The sequence below is a fragment of the Psychrilyobacter sp. genome (assembly GCF_049671765.1).
In the GTDB taxonomy this organism is placed as follows: domain Bacteria; phylum Fusobacteriota; class Fusobacteriia; order Fusobacteriales; family Fusobacteriaceae; genus Psychrilyobacter.
Genome location: NZ_JBATVM010000046.1, coordinates 1 through 16,727 on the forward strand (window position 1 = coordinate 1; position 16,727 = coordinate 16,727).

Sequence of the window (16,727 nt, forward strand, 5' to 3'; positions counted from 1 at the left end):
GTCTTAAATTCTAGAGTATTTTCTTTGGTTGTAATTGCACATCTGACTTTTTTTCCAAAATAGCTTAATCTTTCTTGGCAAACTTCACAGGGACTTAAAATTTTAATTTCCGCATTCTCATCGTCTCTTGCTATGGTTACTATATGGGTTATTTTTTCATTATATTTTCCCCCTTATGTATTATTGCTAATGTATATTTTTTGTTTTAAAAATTACCTTTTAAATTCTAAATTATTAGTAATTCTAAAAACTAATTCTTTCTTTATCTCAGGATTACTAATAACAGGATTATGTTTTGTGTCAAAATATCTTATTTCATCAATTATTTTAACACCTAATTCATCTATAGGTTTTCTCATAGCTTCCATGGTATACCCCATAGAATCCATACTCTTTCCTTTGCAGACACCAATTATTATGGCTTTTTTCCCTGGATCCAGTTTTGACTTCCAACTGTTATTCGAGTAATCATTTAGGCAAAATGTTCTGTCCATCAATATTTTCATTTGAGAACTTACATTGTAGTTATATGAAGGTGCAGCAAAGATATATCCGTCAGAAACCTTTATTTCATTGATTATCTCTGTTATATCATCTGTAATATTGCAAACCTCATTTGTAATGCAGTATTCACAGGCATTACATCCAAAAATATTTTTACTGTTCAGGTAATATTTTTTTACTTCTATATTTTTATTGTTTAAAGCTTCTATTGCAAGGTCAGTTAATCTATCTGTATTTTCACCTTTTCTGGGACTTCCAATAACTGCAATCCATTTTTCCTTCATAGATATCTCCTAATCTAAATTTATTTTAGTATTTTTATTTACTTGGGAATCACTTTTCCCCTAAACTTTCTAAAAATCGTAGTAAATAGCCGTCAGTATCCATTACTAAAAAATGTTTTTCTCCTAATAATTTAAACTAACATCTATATTTAAAACTGTTAATTCAGGAATTAAAGCATTAAGTTTCATAATTTTCACCTCATTTATTATTTTTAACTTTAAATTTTTTCTGTATTAACGATTTAAAAGGATTATTTGCTTATTAGTCGTATCTAATCTTATCTGTGATCCTATTGCCATTGTAAACATAGGGTGGGTATGACAGCAGTCCACATCAGCGAGAAAAGGAAAATCATACTCTCCTAAAATTTCTAAAAGGACCTCATAGGGCTTTCTGCCAGTACTTTTATCATTAAATAGCTCATGTTTACCTAATATTAAACCACCGATTTTATCGAAGACTCCATTTATTTTAAGAAAGGAAAAACTTCTTTCAATAGTAGCAATATCTTTTAAAGAATCTTCTATCAATAAAATATCACCTTTCTTTATTTCAGGCATATACTGGCTTCCCCATATTCCAGTAATAGTATTTAAATTCCCAACTATTAGTCTCCCTTCAACCTCTCCACCTTTTAAAGAAATCCAGTTATTTTTATTTTTAACTTTAGGTCTAATTTGTTCTTCCCAATTTATATATTCTTCTGTCCAACATTCTGGGATTTTATATTCATATTCACTATTAATATCTTTTACAAAAATATCCTCAAAATATTTATAAGTTAATTCATTATAAGGTTCTAATTCTCCAAAAGATGCAACAATAGCTGGTCCATAAAATGTTTTTATTCCAGTTTTAGCATATATTCCCATTAATATTGCTGTCACATCAGAATAACCAATCACAATTTTAGGATTTTTTATAAAAGCCTCGTAGTCTATATAAGGTAATAAAGAATTAGAGTTAGATCCTCCAATTGTAGACATAATACATCTAACTTCTGGATTTCTGATTAATTCATTAAGTTCCTCGGCTCTTTCTTTTATAGTTCCCGATCTATAAAAATCACTTTTCCCTGTAAGTTTTCCTTCTATTATTTTAAACCCTTTTTTCTCTAAGAACTCTTTTCCTCTGTTGTATCTTTTAGGTGCAATTTTTGTTATAGGAGTCGCTGGTGAAAAAATCCCAATACCGTCTCCTCTTTTTAATTTAAATTCCATTGTAATCCCCCTTGTTAATGATCTTATATCTTTTATAACTATTATGATAACAAGAATAGGTTAAATTTTACAATGTTTTATTGATTTTATAATTGTATATAAAGTGTAAACGTTTAAAAAAAAATGAGACAGAGTACCTAGATTTTAAAAAAAATTTGACAAAAGAACAATTAAATTATATAGTATTTGTAATAAAATATTAAAAGGAGATAGAGATGATTAGATTTACTTGGTGGTGGAAAAGCGATAATTCAACAAATAAAATAGCTTTAACATGTGGACCAGGTTTAGGGAATAAATCGATCTATTAATTTTATATATAAAATTTGATTTTTAAAGATTAATGGCCTGTTCACTATGAGCAGGTTTTTTGTTATATTTTTCTAAGGGAAAGCCTACTTAAATTAAAGTGTGGGCTTTTTTTATATAAGTTTGTAGATGAATTAGGTAAAAAAAGGAGGAATAAGATGAAAAATAAAAAAATTATGAAAGTATACACAAAGACAATAACGGGAGACATCGAAACCCCGGTTACTGTTTTTAAAAAATATGTAGGAAATAGAGTAGGATTACTCTTTGAAAGTCGAGATGACAAAAAAGGGAGATATTCATTTATAGCTAAAAATCCATTTAGAAGGTTAAAAAGTTTTGGATCTAAGTATGAGTTAGATGGCGAAAAGATAAAAAAGGATGGAAAGAAGTTTATGGAAATTGTAGAGGGATATATAAAAGAATATTCTTTAAAAGATGAGGAAAAAGTATATATTGGAGGAGCATACGGAACCATAGGATACGATATGGTAAGGGAACATGAAAAATTATTGAATAAGAATTCAGATAATATAGGAACACCAGATTCAGATCTAATGTTTTTTAAAGAAGGAATTGTATTTGACCACTTTCACCAAAATATTATATTGACTGTAATAGAAACATCAGATAGCGAAGGAGAATTAAAAGCAGATATTAAATTCATAGAGATGGTAAATACCCTGGGAAATAGCGTAGACATGAAATTAAAAACGAAAGAAAATGTTGAAACTAAAGGGAAGTTAAAAGGAAATATAACAAAGGAAGAGTTTATGGAAAATGTAGAAAAGGCACAAAAATATATCTATGAAGGGGATATTTTTCAAGTTGTGCTATCACAAAGGTGGGAGATGGAGACAAAAGAAAAACCATTTGATTTGTACAGAAAATTAAGGATTACAAATCCATCTCCATATTTATTTTATATAAATTTTGGAGATTATCAGATAGCTGGAAGTTCCCCTGAGATGCTAGTAGAGGTAAAAGAAAATAAAATATATACCTGTCCAATAGCAGGAACAAGGAGACGGGGAGAAAATCTAGAAGAAGATAAAATGTTGGCAGAAGACCTGATAAATGATGAAAAGGAAGTTGCAGAACATGTAATGTTAGTGGATTTGGCTCGAAATGATGTGGGGAAAGTTTCTAAAATAGATAGTGTAGAAGTGACACAATTTATGAAAGTGCAAAACTATTCCCATGTGATGCATTTGGTTTCTTTAGTTGAAGGGGAGAAAAAAGAAGATGAAACTAATTTTTCTGTACTTTCTTCAATATTACCGGCAGGAACATTATCAGGAGCTCCAAAAGTAAGAGCTATGGAAATAATAGAGGAATTAGAAAAAGATAGAAGAGGAATATATGGTGGGGCAGTTGGATATTTCTCCTATGGAGGAGATATGGATACTTGTATAGCAATTAGAACTATGGTTATAAAAAATGAAAAGGTGTATTTACAGGCGGGAGCAGGGATTACAGGAGATTCTATTCCAGAAAATGAATATGAAGAATGTAGAAACAAAATAAGAGCTTTGGTAACTGCAATCAACAGATAATTAGGAGGCATTAATGATAATTTTAATAGATAATTACGATTCATTTACATATAATCTATATCAGTATTTGGGAAGATTTGAAAAAAATATAAGAGTTTTTAGAAATGATGAGATAAGTGTAGAAGATATAGACGCGCTAAATCCAGATATGATAGTTATATCGCCGGGGCCTAAAACTCCTAAAGACGCGGGAATATGTATAGAACTTATAAAAAAATTGTATAAAAAATATCCTATCTTGGGAATATGTCTAGGGCATCAAGCTATAGGAGAAGCATTTGGTGGAACAGTATCTTATGCCAAGGAAGTATTTCATGGAAAAGCATCTAAAATAATTCATTCAAAAGATGGAATATTTAGTGATGTAACTCAATATACACAAGTAGCAAGATATCATTCTTTAGCTATTGTAGAGGAAACACTGAATAAAGAATTGGAGATAATAGCGAGAACTGATGATGGAGAGATAATGGCAATTAGGCATAAAAAATATAAACTTGTAGGATTGCAGTTTCATCCTGAATCTATATATACACCTGAAGGAATGAAAATGATAGAAAATTTTGTTGTAGGAGGAAGTATATGATTAAAATAATTGATAAATTAGTTAGTGGTAGAAATCTTACAGAATCTCAAATGATCTATGCGATGACGGAGATAATGGACGGGAGAGTAAGTGAGGTTTGCATAGCAAGTTTTTTAACAGCTCTAAGGATGAAGGGAGAAACTTCAGAAGAAATAAGTGGTGGAGCTAAAGTGATGAGGGAAAAAGCCGTGCAGTTAGACTTAGGTGGGGGATATACTGTAGATACCTGCGGGACAGGAGGAGATGGTGCAAATACATATAATATTTCTACAGCATCAGCCTTTGTAGTAGCTGCTGGAGGAGTGACTGTAGTAAAACATGGGAATAGATCGGTATCTAGTAAGTCTGGGAGTGCAGATGTACTAGAAGCTTTAGATATAAAAATAGATATAAGCACAAAGAAGGTAAAGGAATGCATAGAAAAGATAGGTTTAGGATTTTTATATGCTCCTACTTTTCACAGCTCTATGAAATATGCAGCGCCAGTGAGAAAAGAACTAGGGTTTAGAACGATATTCAATATGTTGGGGCCTCTTACAAATCCTGCTAAAGCCAATGGGCAAGTATTGGGAGTATTTAATGAAGAATTAACTGAACTCATGGCAGAGGCTATAAAAAAAATAGGAACTGAACATGTACTGATTGTACATGGAATGGATGGAATGGATGAGATAACAGTAACTGATAAAACAAAAGTAAGTGAATTAAAAGATGGTAAAATTAACTCTTATTATATAAAACCAGAAGATTTTGGAATAAAAAGAAGCGATAATAAGGAATTGAAAGGGGGAGACCCTAAAGAAAATGCTCAGATAATAAAAGAAATCTTTAATGGGAATATTGTAGGAGCAAAAAAAGATATATTGATCCTTAATAGTGGTGCCGCATTATATGTGGGGAAAAAAGCATCGTCTATTAAAGAGGGAATAGAAATGGCAAGAAAGATAATAGAAAGTGGAAAAGCTCTTAGTAAATTAGAAGAATTGGTAGAGATAACAAATAGATGAATTTATAAAAAAGAGAGGTAAAATATGATCTTAGATAAGATAGTAGAAAAAAAGAAAATAAGGCTAAAAGAACTAAATTTAGATATAAAGTTACTAAAGGAACAAGCTGAAAAAGAAGAGTCTAAATCTAGTTTTATGGAAGTGCTTCAAAAAGAGGGACTATCTATAATTGGGGAAGTGAAAAAAGCATCGCCATCCAAGGGATTAATAAAAGAAAAATTTGATCCGCTGGAACTAGCTATAGAATATGAAAAATGTGTAGATGCGGTATCTGTATTAACAGAGGAAGAGTTTTTTTTAGGTAGTCCAGAATATTTAGAAAAGATAGCAAATAATATAAAAATACCCATTTTGAGAAAAGATTTTATAATAGATGAAGTACAAATATATGAAGCAAAAATATTAGGAGCTTCAGCAATACTTTTGATAGTGGCAATATTAGATGGAAATAAATTGAAAAAATTTATACAAATAGCTAAGAAATTAGGAATGGATACCTTAGTAGAAACGCATACAAAGGAAGAAATTGAGATAGCTCTACAAGCAGGAGCTATGATAATTGGTATAAATAATAGGAATTTAAAAACTTTTAAGGTGGATTTAAATACAACATTTGAGATGGCAAAATTAATTCCAAAAGATAAAGTGATAATATCTGAAAGTGGAATAAAAGATGAAGTAGATATAAAAAAATTAGAAGAAGTTGGAGTAGATGGAGTTTTAATTGGAGAAGTATTTATGAAGTGTGAGAATATAAGTGAATTAGCAAGGAAATTTAAGAGTGCAGCAAGGAGATAAAGATGACAAAAATAAAAATATGTGGATTGCAAAGAGTAGAAGACATAGAGATGGTGAATAAAAATTTACCTGATTACGTTGGATTTGTTTTTGCTGAGAGTAAGAGAAAGGTAGATAAAGAAAAGGCTAAAGAATTGATAGACAGATTGGATAAAAGGATAAAAACTGTAGGAGTATTTGTAGATGAAACGAGGAAAAATGTAGAAGAAATAGCAAAATACTGTGGATTAGATATACTTCAGTTTCACGGGGAGGAAACAGCAGAGTATTGTGGCCATTTTAGACATCAGTATGAAATTTGGAAAGCCTTTTCAGTAAAGGATAGAGGAATAGAAGAAAGGATCTTAAAATACAAAGAAGATACAGACCTATGTCTTTTAGATGCTTATAATAAAAAAGTTAAAGGTGGAAGTGGTGAAATTTTCAATTGGGAATTAATCGAAGGAATGAGTAAAAAATATAAGATTGCTTTAGCTGGAGGAATAAATTCTAAAAATATATTAGAAGCTGTAGAAAAGGTAAATCCTTATATTATAGATCTCAGTTCAGGTGTAGAAACAGATGGGTTTAAAGATGAAGAGAAAATAAAGAAAATTATTTTAAAAATAAAAAGAGGTGGGGAAAATGAATAGGAAATTTGGGAAATTTGGTGGACAATATGTAGCTGAAACATTGATGAATCCATTAAAAAATTTAGAAGTGGCTTATGAAAAAGCGAAAAATGATCCGGAATTTATGAAAGAATACAGATATTATTTAAAAGAGTACGTAGGTCGTGAAACACCTTTATTTTACGCTGAAAAAATGAGTGAAAAATTAGGTGGTCCAAAGATATACTTAAAAAGAGAGGATCTAAATCACACTGGAGCCCATAAAATAAATAATGTTTTGGGTCAGATCTTACTTGCTAAAAGAATGGGTAAAAAGAAAGTAATAGCTGAAACGGGAGCAGGACAACATGGAGTAGCCACAGCCACAGGAGCAGCGTTGTTTGGGATGGAATGTGAAGTTTTCATGGGTGTAGAAGATATGGAAAGACAGAAAATAAATGTTTTTAAGATGAAACTATTGGGAGCGAAGGTGACTGGTGTATCATCTGGAACAGGAACATTAAAAGATGCAACCAATGAAGCTATAAGAAAATGGGTTCAGAGAGTAGGAGATACATTTTATGTTATTGGATCAGTGGTGGGACCTCATCCATATCCAACTATGGTAAGAGATTTTCAAAAAATAATAGGAGAGGAAACTAAGTCTCAAATAATAAAAGCTGAAGGGAAGCTTCCAGATGCAATAATCGCCTGTGTAGGGGGAGGGTCTAATGCTATGGGGATGTTTTATGATTTTATAAAAGATGAAAAGGTAGCTCTCTATGGAGTAGAAGCAGCTGGGTATGGGATAGGAACAGGACAGCATGCAGCAGCATTTTGTGGGAGTGTAGGAGTGATACATGGTATGAAAACTTATATGCTCTGCGATGATGAGGGTAACATAACGCCAGCACACTCTATATCTGCTGGGTTAGATTATCCAGGAGTAGGACCAGAGCACGCACATCTACATGATATAAAAAGGGTGAAATATGAATCTGTAACAGATAAAGAAGCTTTAGAAGGATTTAAATTATTGACTAGGCAAGAGGGAATAATGCCAGCTCTTGAAAGTTCCCATGCGATAGCTTATGCAGTAAAATTAGCTCCTAAGATGAGAAAAGATCAAATATTAGTAATAAATGTATCGGGACGTGGAGATAAAGATATCCATACAGTAGCCGAATATTTAGGAGGAGAATAAAACTATGAGTAGGATTGAGAAAAAATTTAAAGAATTAGGGGAGAAAAAGGCGCTAATAACATATATAACAGCTGGAGATCCTAGTTTAGAGAAAACAGAACAACTTATCTATGCCATGGAAAAAGGAGGGGCTGATATAATAGAATTAGGAGTACCGTATTCAGACCCTATAGCTGATGGACCTATTATTCAAGCAGCGGGCAAGAGAGCGTTAGATAATGGGACTACTCTGTTTAAGATATTTGAAATTGTAAAAAAAGCTAGAGAAAAGACAGATATACCCTTGGTATTTTTAATTTACTTTAATACTATTCTGAGTCAAGGAATAGAAAATTTTATAAAGAAATGTCAGGAAACTGGTATAGATGGACTCATAATACCAGATCTTCCCTTAGAAGAGAGGGAAGAAATTAGTGAATTTATAGTGGGAAGTGGCATAGATTTAATACCGTTGGTTGCTCCTAATTCCAAGGAAAGATTGAAAAATATAATTAATTGTGGAGGTAGTGGTTTTGTCTATTGCATATCATCTTTCGGTGTAACTGGAGTAAGAGAGAAATTTGAAGTTGATTTAAAAAGTTTTTTAGAAGACGTTAGGGAGGAAACAGATTTACCTTTGGCAGTTGGTTTTGGGATATCTACCAGAGAACATGTAGAAAAGATACATAGTATAGCAGATGGTGCTATAGTTGGGTCAGCTATTGTAAAATTAGTCCATGAGACTAATGGTGATATAGAAATTATAGAAAAAAAAGTCAGAGAACTAAAAGGAAATTGAAGAATAAAATGAAACAAAATTTAGAAAAAAATAAAAAAAAATAAAAAAGGTTTGACAAAGAGATGCAATAGGAGTATAATTATTTCAAATAAAATTTAGGGAGGTAAATCAAATGGTAATGAAGGGCTTTAGATATTGGTATGAATTGAAAAGCAATCCAATTTCATAACCAACAGGTTTATTAAACTTAAGGCAATTTGTCAAAATAAAATTTTTAATTGTAGACCTATATTTTATATATAGGTCTTTTTATTAGAAAAAATTGTAAACCTGTTCTATATAGAACAGGTTTTTTTATTTTATAAGGTAATATAAAAATTTAGATATATTGGAGGAAAAATGATGATAATTAAATTGAAAAAAGGTGCCACAACTGATCAAGTGAATAACATTGTAAAAGTATTTGAAAATTTAGGAATGGAGATAAAGGATATATCAGGTAAAGAATATGGAGTTTTAGGGATAGTAGGAGATACATCAAAATTGAGCATAAGAGATATTGAAGCAATAGAAGGAGTAGAAAAGGTAACAAGAATACAAGAACCATTTAAAAAAGCTAATAGAAAGATGCAAGAGGAAAGTACAATAATAGATGTAAATGGAATAAAAATTGGAGAAGGAAATTTTACTATTATGTCTGGGCCTTGTTCGGTAGAATCAAGAGATCAAATTTTAGAAGTAGCGAGATCAGTAAAAAAATCAGGATCTCAAATATTACGTGGAGGAGCATACAAACCAAGAACATCTCCATATGCTTTCCAAGGAATGGAATTAGAGGGATTAGACCTATTAAAAGAAGCTAGGAAAGAAACTGGAATGCCAATAGTAACTGAAATTATGTCAGTAGAATTAGTAGGAAAATATGCTGAAGAAGTAGATATAATCCAAGTAGGAGCTAGAAATATGCAGAACTTTGATCTTTTAAAAGCTCTTGGAAAGATAGATAAGCCAATTTTATTAAAAAGAGGGTTATCAGCTACTATCGAAGAGTGGTTGATGTCTGCTGAATATATAATGGCAGGAGGAAATTCAAAAGTAATATTATGTGAAAGAGGAATTAGAACATATGAGAAATATACAAGAAACACACTAGATTTAAGTGCAGTATTAGCAGTAAAAAAATTAAGTCACTTACCAGTAATTGTAGACCCAAGTCATGCTACAGGAAAGAGATGGATGGTAAAGAAACTAGCTATGGCAGCAGCAGCAGTAGGAGCAGATGGACTGATGATAGAGGTACACAATGATCCTGAAAATGCTCTATGTGATGGAGCACAGTCACTTAGACCAGAGCAATTTGAAGAATTAGTAGTAGATGTAAGTAAGATATTAGAGGTAGTCGGGAAAAAGATGTAATTAACGTCTCCTTTGGTTCCCCCTCTTAAATTAAGTGGGGGGAGAGGGGGAAAGGGAGAATATTATGAAGAAGAAAAAAACATTGAGTATAGTAGGATTAGGACTAATAGGTGGATGTTATGCGAAAACATTGAGAGACGAATTTGATACGATTTATGGGATAGATTTAGATGAAAAAGCTCTCTCTTATGCAGAATCTGAAGGTATAATAGATAAAGGATTTATAGATCCTAAACTTCCTCTATCTGAAAGTGACCTAGTAGTAATTTGTCTCTATCCTAACCTAGTAGAAGAATTTATAGATAAAAATAAAAATAACTTTAAACCTAATACTATTATTACAGATGCAGTAGGAGTAAAGGGAGATTTGATAGACAAAATATTAGAAAAACTTCCGTCAGGAATAGACTTTGTGGGAGCTCATCCCATGGCAGGAAAGGAAGTGCAAGGAGTATGGAATTCGAGTAAAGAGATATTTAACGGAGCTAACTTTATAATAACTCCTCACCCTTTAAATAATGAGAAAAATTTAGATTTCATAGAAATGCTGGCATATAAAATGGGGTTTAAGAAAATTTCTCGGATAACTCCTGAAAAACACGATGAAATAATATCTTTTACCAGTCAATTAACTCATGCAATAGCAGTTGCGTTAGTTAACTCAGATGAGAAAAACTTTGATACCAATGTATTTATAGGCGATTCATACCGGGATCTAACTCGTATAGCTATGATAAATGAAGAACTATGGGATAAGTTATTTATGGGAAATAAAGAAAATCTTATAAAAAAGATAGAAAAATTTGAGGAGAGTTTAGATATAATAAAGAATTCTTTAAAAACAGGAGATAGTGAATCCCTTAAAGAAGAGTTTAGAAAATCTACCGTAAGGAGAAAGGAGATATCTTAAGAATGGAAAAATTACATATAAATTTAGATGAGAAATCGTATGATATTTTTATAGAAAGAGGAATATTTGAAGAGGTCGGAAAATACATATCAAAGATCTATAAGAAGAAAAAAATAGTTGTAGTGACTGATACAAATGTAGATAAACTCTATGGAGATAAGTTAATAGGAAATTTAAAAAAATCAGGTTATATAGCATCAAAGATAGTCTTTGATGCAGGGGAAGAAAGTAAGAACTTTGATATATTGACTGATGTATATGAAAAAATAGTTGATGCAGGAATCAAAAGAGGAGACCTACTTGTAGCTTTTGGTGGTGGTGTTGTAGGAGATTTGGCTGGATTTGCAGCTTCTACAATATATAGAGGTTTAGATTTTATCCAAATACCAACCACATTATTGGCTCAAGTAGACAGTAGTGTAGGAGGAAAGGTTGCTGTAGATACAAGTCGGGGGAAAAATTTGGTAGGTAGTTTTTATCAACCTAAGATGGTAATTATTGACCCTGACCTTCTCGAAACCTTAGAGGAGAGAGAAGTTAGAAGTGGAATGGCAGAAGTAATAAAATATGGTGCTATCTATGATAATGAATTTTTTGACTATCTACTAAAAAAAGAAGGCCTAAAGAATTCTATGGAAGATATAGAAAAAATTATCAAAAGGTGTTGTGAAATAAAAGCAAAAGTAGTAGAAATAGATGAGCTAGACCTAGGATTACGGATGATATTAAATTTTGGTCATACTCTAGGACACGCAATTGAAAAATATTATAATTATGGTAAGTATACTCATGGAGAAGCAATTTCTATAGGTATGTATGAGATAACCAAATTAGGAGAAAGATTAGGAGTAACAAAAATAGGTGAATCAGAAAAAATAAAGGAAATTTTGAAAAAATATGAACTTCCTATAGAGGATAAAGTTAAATTAGAAGATCTTATAGAGATTATGAAAACTGATAAAAAAAATATATCAGGAATATTAAATTTTATACTTTTATCTGAAATAGGCAAAGTAGAGATAAAAAAGGTCGTAGAAGAAGAAATTACAAATATGAGTTTTGTAGGGTAGGAGGGTAGATATGAAAATCAGAATAATTCCAAAGGAATTAAAAGGAAATGTGGTGATACCACCATCTAAAAGTCTAGCACATAGAGCTATAATTGCAGGATCATTAGCCGAAGGAAAAAGTATTATAACAAACCTTAATTTTTCAAACGATATAACTGTAACAACTCAAGCTATGAAAGATTTAGGTGTAGAGATAAAAGTATTTGAAGATTATGAAGTTATTACAGGATCAAAGAAGCTAAAGAGGATAAACAGTACTATAAGTTGTGGAGAATCAGGATCTACAATCAGGTTTATGATACCTATATCTCTATTGGCAGATGGAGAAGTAATATTTGTAGGAGAAGGAAGACTAACTACTAGACCATTAAACGTATTCCATGAGATATTTGATAAACAAGGAATAAAATATAGCCGAGGTGTAGAAGAACTTCCGTTAACTATTGATGGTAAATTAAAATCTGGAAAATTTGAGGTAAGGGGAGACATTAGTTCTCAATTTATAACTGGATTACTGTATACATTGCCAAAATTAGATGGTGAGTCTGAAATAATTATAACTACTAATTTAGAATCGAAAGGATATATAGATTTAACTTTAGATATTTTAAATAGATTTGGTATTAAAATAATCAATGAAAATTATGAAAAATTTATTGTTCCTGGAAATCAAGGATATAAAGCTCATGATTATAGAGTAGAGGGAGATTTTTCCCAAGTAGCTTTTTGGTTAGTAGCAGGATTTTTAAATGATGGTATCAACTGTCTTGGAATGAACCCAAATTCATTACAAGGTGATAGAGAGATAATAAAGATATTAAAAGATATGGGTGGAGATTTAACAATAGATGAAAGTGTAATAAGTATAGGTGGAAAACAATCAGTAGGAACAACAGTTGATTTGAGCCAATGCCCAGATTTAGGACCTATAGTAGCGGTTTTAGCTAGTTTGAGTAAGGGGACTACTAAAATAATTAACGCTGGTAGACTCCGAATAAAAGAATCAGATAGGATAACTTCTATGACAACTGAGCTCAATAAATTAGGAGCTAATATAGTAGAAACAGAAAATGGAATGATTATAGAAGGAGTAAAGAACTTAAAGGGTGGGGTAGAAGTAGATGCTTGGAACGATCATAGAGTCGCCATGGCACTTGCAGTAGCTAGTAGCAGATGTGAAGAACCTATAGTTCTTACAGGAGCAAATTCAGTAAAAAAATCATACCCAAATTTTTGGGAAGATTTTAAGAGCCTAAATGGTAATATAGAAATAATAGAGAGATAAAAAAGAAAAAATTGAAGTCACGAATAACACAAATTATCACAAAAATAAAAAAATTAGCTTTTATTTTATGGCTTTAAGATTTTAACTTAAAAATAGAAGAAAGATTGCTTTAGCGGTCTTTCTTCTAATCTTAAATTTGGTGATGTCACGATTATTAAAATTAATTCTAATTAGAATTAATTTTAAATGTGAGAAAACTATAAAGGGAAAGGTGAAATAAATATGGGTTCAACTTGGGGAAAAAATATAAAATTATCACTGTTTGGAGAATCCCACGGTGTAGGAATAGGAATTACAATTGATGGATTGCCAGCAGGGATTGAGTTAGATCTAGATTTCATAAAATCCGAGTTGCAAAGGCGTGCTACAGGTAAAAATGAGCTTACAACTGCGAGAAAAGAAGCGGATACTTTTGAAATTTTAAGTGGATATTTTAATGGTTATACTACAGGAGCACCTCTTAGTATACTAATTAGAAATAGAGATCAACAATCAAGAGATTATAGTAAAATAAAGGATATAGCTAGACCAGCTCATGCTGATTATACTGGATATAAAAGATATAATGGATATAACGATTACCGGGGAGGAGGTCATTTTTCTGGTAGATTGACAGCTCCTATTGTATTTGCAGGGGCAGTAGCAAAACAAATATTGATGGGTAAAGGAATCTATATAGGAACCCATATAAAAAGTATAAAAGGCCTCCAAGACAGAGATTTTTGTGAAAGTGATCTAAATGTAGAAAGTTTTAAAAAATTAGCGGAGAAGCAGCTCCCATTTTTAGATGAAACTTTAGAAGAACTAAGTCGTGAAAAGATACTCCATGCAAAGAGCCAGTGTGACTCCCTAGGAGGAATAATAGAATGTTCAATTATAGGAATGAGTCCTGGAGTTGGAAATCCATTTTTTAATTCTATTGAGAGTCAATTAGCAGGTTTGATGTACTCTATACCTGCTGTGAAAGGTGTAGAATTTGGAGCTGGATTTGGAATAACCAACCTATTTGGAAGTGAAGCCAACGATAATATTTATATAGATGGTAGTAAGGTAAAAACTAAAACTAATAATAACGGTGGAGTATTAGGAGGAATTACCAATGGAATGCCTATAAATTTTAAAGTAGCTATAAAACCAACTCCTTCTATATCAAAGGATCAAGAAACTATAAATATGAAAACTAATGAGGAAACAAAATTTAAGATTATAGGACGGCACGACCCCTGTATAGTCCCGAGAGCTTTAGTGGTAGTAGAAGCCATGGCAGCTATAGGAATTTTAGATTTTTTGGTGGTATCTTAGGATGGTGAAAATGAAAAAATTAGATCAATTGAGAACTGAAATAAATAAAATAGATGAAGAAATGGCAAAATTATTTGTGAAGAGAATGGAAGTTGTAGAAGGAATAGCAAAATATAAACAGAGTACGGAGATGGAAGTACTAGATTTAGCCCGTGAAAAAGTAGTTATAGAAAAAAACTCTAAAAGGGTTACGGATAAAAGATTAAAAAAATACTATATTAAATTTTTAGAAGGAAATATGAAGATATCTAGAAGTTTCCAAGAGTCTATTCTAGGACTAGATAAAGTGGTAGGATATCAAGGGATTCCAGGATCATTTAGTTATTTAGCGCTAAAAACTAAATATAAAGATGAACTTCTCAAATCTTATCAAAATTTTGAAGATGTATTTACGGCATTAAAAAATAAAGAGATAGAGGTAGGAGTACTTCCTATTGAAAACTCCTATACAGGTGATATTACAGATAATTTTGATCTTATGAAAAAATATAATGCCTACATAATAGATATTATAGAACTCAAAATAGATCACAATTTATTAGGGGTAAAGGGGTCTAAATTAAGTGATATTAAAGAAATCTATTCCCATGTTCAAGGATTTAAACAATCTCAAACTTTTTTAAAGGGGAGAGGTTATAAAGAAATACCATATTATAATACAGCTATAAGTGCAAAATATATAAGTGAAATAAATGATGTAACTAAAGGTGCTATAGGAAGTGCTGAAACTGCGGAGATCTATAATTTGGATATATTAGCAAAAAATATCAATACACATGAAGATAATACGACTAAATTTATGGTTATTGGAAATAAATTAATTGTAAATAAAGAGCATAATAGAATTATGGTAGCATTTTCTACATATAATAAATCTGGAGATCTTTCTAGCGTTTTAGGAAAATTTAGTGAATATGGAATCAATATGTTAAGTATAAAATCAAGACCGCTTAAAAATTCTCCTTGGGAATATATTTTTTTTGTAGAATTAGAAGGGAACTATGAAATATTAAAACCTACCATAGAAAAGATAGAGGAAAAAAACAAATATTTTGAGGTGATTGGTAGTTATGAAAAATAAATATGCTTTAATAGGAGAGAAGTTAGGTCATAGTTATTCTCCTATAATTCATAATATGATTTTTGATAAATTTAAGATCAATGGTGAATACTCATTGATAGAGGTTCCACGTAACAATATTGTAGAAGTAGTAAAAAAATTAAGATCTGGGAAATTATTAGGAATTAATATAACTATCCCTTATAAAACAGATATCATAGAATATTTAGATGAAATATCTGTAGAAGCTAAAGAAATAGGGGCAGTTAATACTGTAATTTCTAAAGGTGGGAAGTTAATCGGCTATAACACAGATTATTATGGATTTAAAATGATAATAACGAAATTAAAATTAGAAATAAAAGATAAAAAAAACTTTATCTGCGGTGCTGGAGGTTCAGCTAGAGCAGTAGTTAAATGTCTAGAAGATCTAGGTGGAGAAAATTACTTAGTGACTAGAGATATAGAGAAAGCTAAAATTAACTTTAAAACTTTTAAAACTTTAAATATTATTTCTTATACTGAATTGAAATCTATATCTGAGAAAAATTTAATAGTTAATTGTACACCTTGTGGGATGTATCCTAACATAGAATGTAGTATACTAGATATAGAAGAAAAAAAAGAATACAAGGCTGGGATAGACCTTATTTATAATCCTGAAAAAACTAAATTTCTAAAGGGATTTGAAATAGGATCAAATGGCCTATTAATGCTTGTAGGACAGGCTATAAAAGCAGAAAAAATATGGCAAGAAAGAGAAGTATCAGAAACTGAGACATTAGAAATATATGAAAAAATGGAGTCATTGATATATAATAAATAAAAAGGGGGAGAAAGTGGGAATATTAGCTAAAAGATCGAAAGATAAAAATATTGTAGATACGGTATTCACAATGGTAAAGAA

16 protein-coding genes are annotated in these 16,727 nt (G+C 31.0%); 14 read left to right on the forward strand and 2 right to left on the reverse strand.

Translation table 11 applies throughout. The features are described 5' to 3' along the window. Positions 1–212 precede the first annotated feature (212 nt). Positions 213–788, reverse strand: a complete 576-nt coding sequence (locus WBG30_RS02010) for a flavodoxin family protein (RefSeq protein ID WP_424502971.1) — start codon at positions 786–788, stop codon at positions 213–215. A 234-nt stretch (positions 789–1,022) separates the two neighbouring features. Further along, complete coding sequence (locus tag WBG30_RS02015; RefSeq protein ID WP_424502972.1) at positions 1,023–2,009, reverse strand: S66 family peptidase; 987 nt, start codon at positions 2,007–2,009, stop codon at positions 1,023–1,025. 467 nt (positions 2,010–2,476) lie between these two features. On the opposite strand from WBG30_RS02015, the gene trpE reads away from it, so the two are divergent. The 14 genes from trpE (at position 2,477) to WBG30_RS02085 (ending at position 16,646) form a co-directional block, all read left to right on the forward strand. Further along, entirely contained in the window at positions 2,477–3,874 is a 1,398-nt protein-coding gene (gene trpE, locus WBG30_RS02020; RefSeq protein WP_424502973.1) for an anthranilate synthase component I, read from the forward strand. A gap of 13 nt (positions 3,875–3,887) precedes the next feature. After that, the gene (locus WBG30_RS02025; RefSeq protein WP_424502974.1) at positions 3,888–4,460 is read left to right on the forward strand and encodes an anthranilate synthase component II; all 573 of its coding nucleotides are present in this window, start codon (positions 3,888–3,890) and stop codon (positions 4,458–4,460) included. Further along, positions 4,457–5,467: an anthranilate phosphoribosyltransferase gene (gene trpD / locus WBG30_RS02030; RefSeq protein ID WP_424502975.1), complete on the forward strand. Its 1,011-nt coding sequence runs from the start codon at positions 4,457–4,459 to the stop codon at positions 5,465–5,467. Before WBG30_RS02025 ends, trpD begins: the two co-directional genes overlap by 4 nt. 24 nt (positions 5,468–5,491) lie before the next feature. After that, positions 5,492–6,265 carry an indole-3-glycerol phosphate synthase TrpC gene (gene trpC, locus WBG30_RS02035; RefSeq protein ID WP_424502976.1) on the forward strand — a complete coding sequence of 258 codons (774 nt, stop codon included), beginning with the start codon at positions 5,492–5,494 and terminating at the stop codon, positions 6,263–6,265. A gap of 2 nt (positions 6,266–6,267) precedes the next feature. Next, positions 6,268–6,897 carry a phosphoribosylanthranilate isomerase gene (locus WBG30_RS02040; RefSeq protein WP_424502977.1) on the forward strand — a complete coding sequence of 210 codons (630 nt, stop codon included), beginning with the start codon at positions 6,268–6,270 and terminating at the stop codon, positions 6,895–6,897. Further along, a complete protein-coding gene (trpB, locus tag WBG30_RS02045) occupies positions 6,890–8,059 on the forward strand; it encodes a tryptophan synthase subunit beta (protein ID WP_424502978.1) in 1,170 nt (389 codons plus the stop codon). Before WBG30_RS02040 ends, trpB begins: the two co-directional genes overlap by 8 nt. Positions 8,060–8,063: 4 nt before the next feature. Then, positions 8,064–8,837, forward strand: a complete 774-nt coding sequence (gene trpA / locus WBG30_RS02050) for a tryptophan synthase subunit alpha (protein WP_424502979.1) — start codon at positions 8,064–8,066, stop codon at positions 8,835–8,837. A 342-nt stretch (positions 8,838–9,179) separates the two neighbouring features. Then, the gene (gene aroF / locus WBG30_RS02055) at positions 9,180–10,193 is read left to right on the forward strand and encodes a 3-deoxy-7-phosphoheptulonate synthase (RefSeq protein WP_424502986.1); all 1,014 of its coding nucleotides are present in this window, start codon (positions 9,180–9,182) and stop codon (positions 10,191–10,193) included. A gap of 64 nt (positions 10,194–10,257) precedes the next feature. Continuing rightward, a complete protein-coding gene (locus WBG30_RS02060; RefSeq protein ID WP_424502980.1) occupies positions 10,258–11,103 on the forward strand; it encodes a prephenate dehydrogenase in 846 nt (281 codons plus the stop codon). 2 nt (positions 11,104–11,105) lie between these two features. Then, the gene (aroB, locus tag WBG30_RS02065) at positions 11,106–12,173 is read left to right on the forward strand and encodes a 3-dehydroquinate synthase (protein ID WP_424502981.1); all 1,068 of its coding nucleotides are present in this window, start codon (positions 11,106–11,108) and stop codon (positions 12,171–12,173) included. Between the two features lie 10 nt (positions 12,174–12,183). Continuing rightward, positions 12,184–13,458: a 3-phosphoshikimate 1-carboxyvinyltransferase gene (gene aroA / locus WBG30_RS02070; protein WP_424502982.1), complete on the forward strand. Its 1,275-nt coding sequence runs from the start codon at positions 12,184–12,186 to the stop codon at positions 13,456–13,458. Positions 13,459–13,680: 222 nt separating this feature from the next. Continuing rightward, positions 13,681–14,760 (forward strand): chorismate synthase, encoded by a 1,080-nt coding sequence (gene aroC / locus WBG30_RS02075; RefSeq protein WP_424502983.1) that lies wholly within the window; start codon positions 13,681–13,683, stop codon positions 14,758–14,760. Positions 14,761–14,770: 10 nt separating this feature from the next. Then, a complete protein-coding gene (locus WBG30_RS02080; protein ID WP_424502984.1) occupies positions 14,771–15,841 on the forward strand; it encodes a chorismate mutase in 1,071 nt (356 codons plus the stop codon). After that, positions 15,831–16,646 carry a shikimate dehydrogenase family protein gene (locus tag WBG30_RS02085; protein ID WP_424502985.1) on the forward strand — a complete coding sequence of 272 codons (816 nt, stop codon included), beginning with the start codon at positions 15,831–15,833 and terminating at the stop codon, positions 16,644–16,646. The genes WBG30_RS02080 and WBG30_RS02085 overlap by 11 nt, the downstream gene beginning before the upstream one ends. Positions 16,647–16,727: the final 81 nt, after the last annotated feature.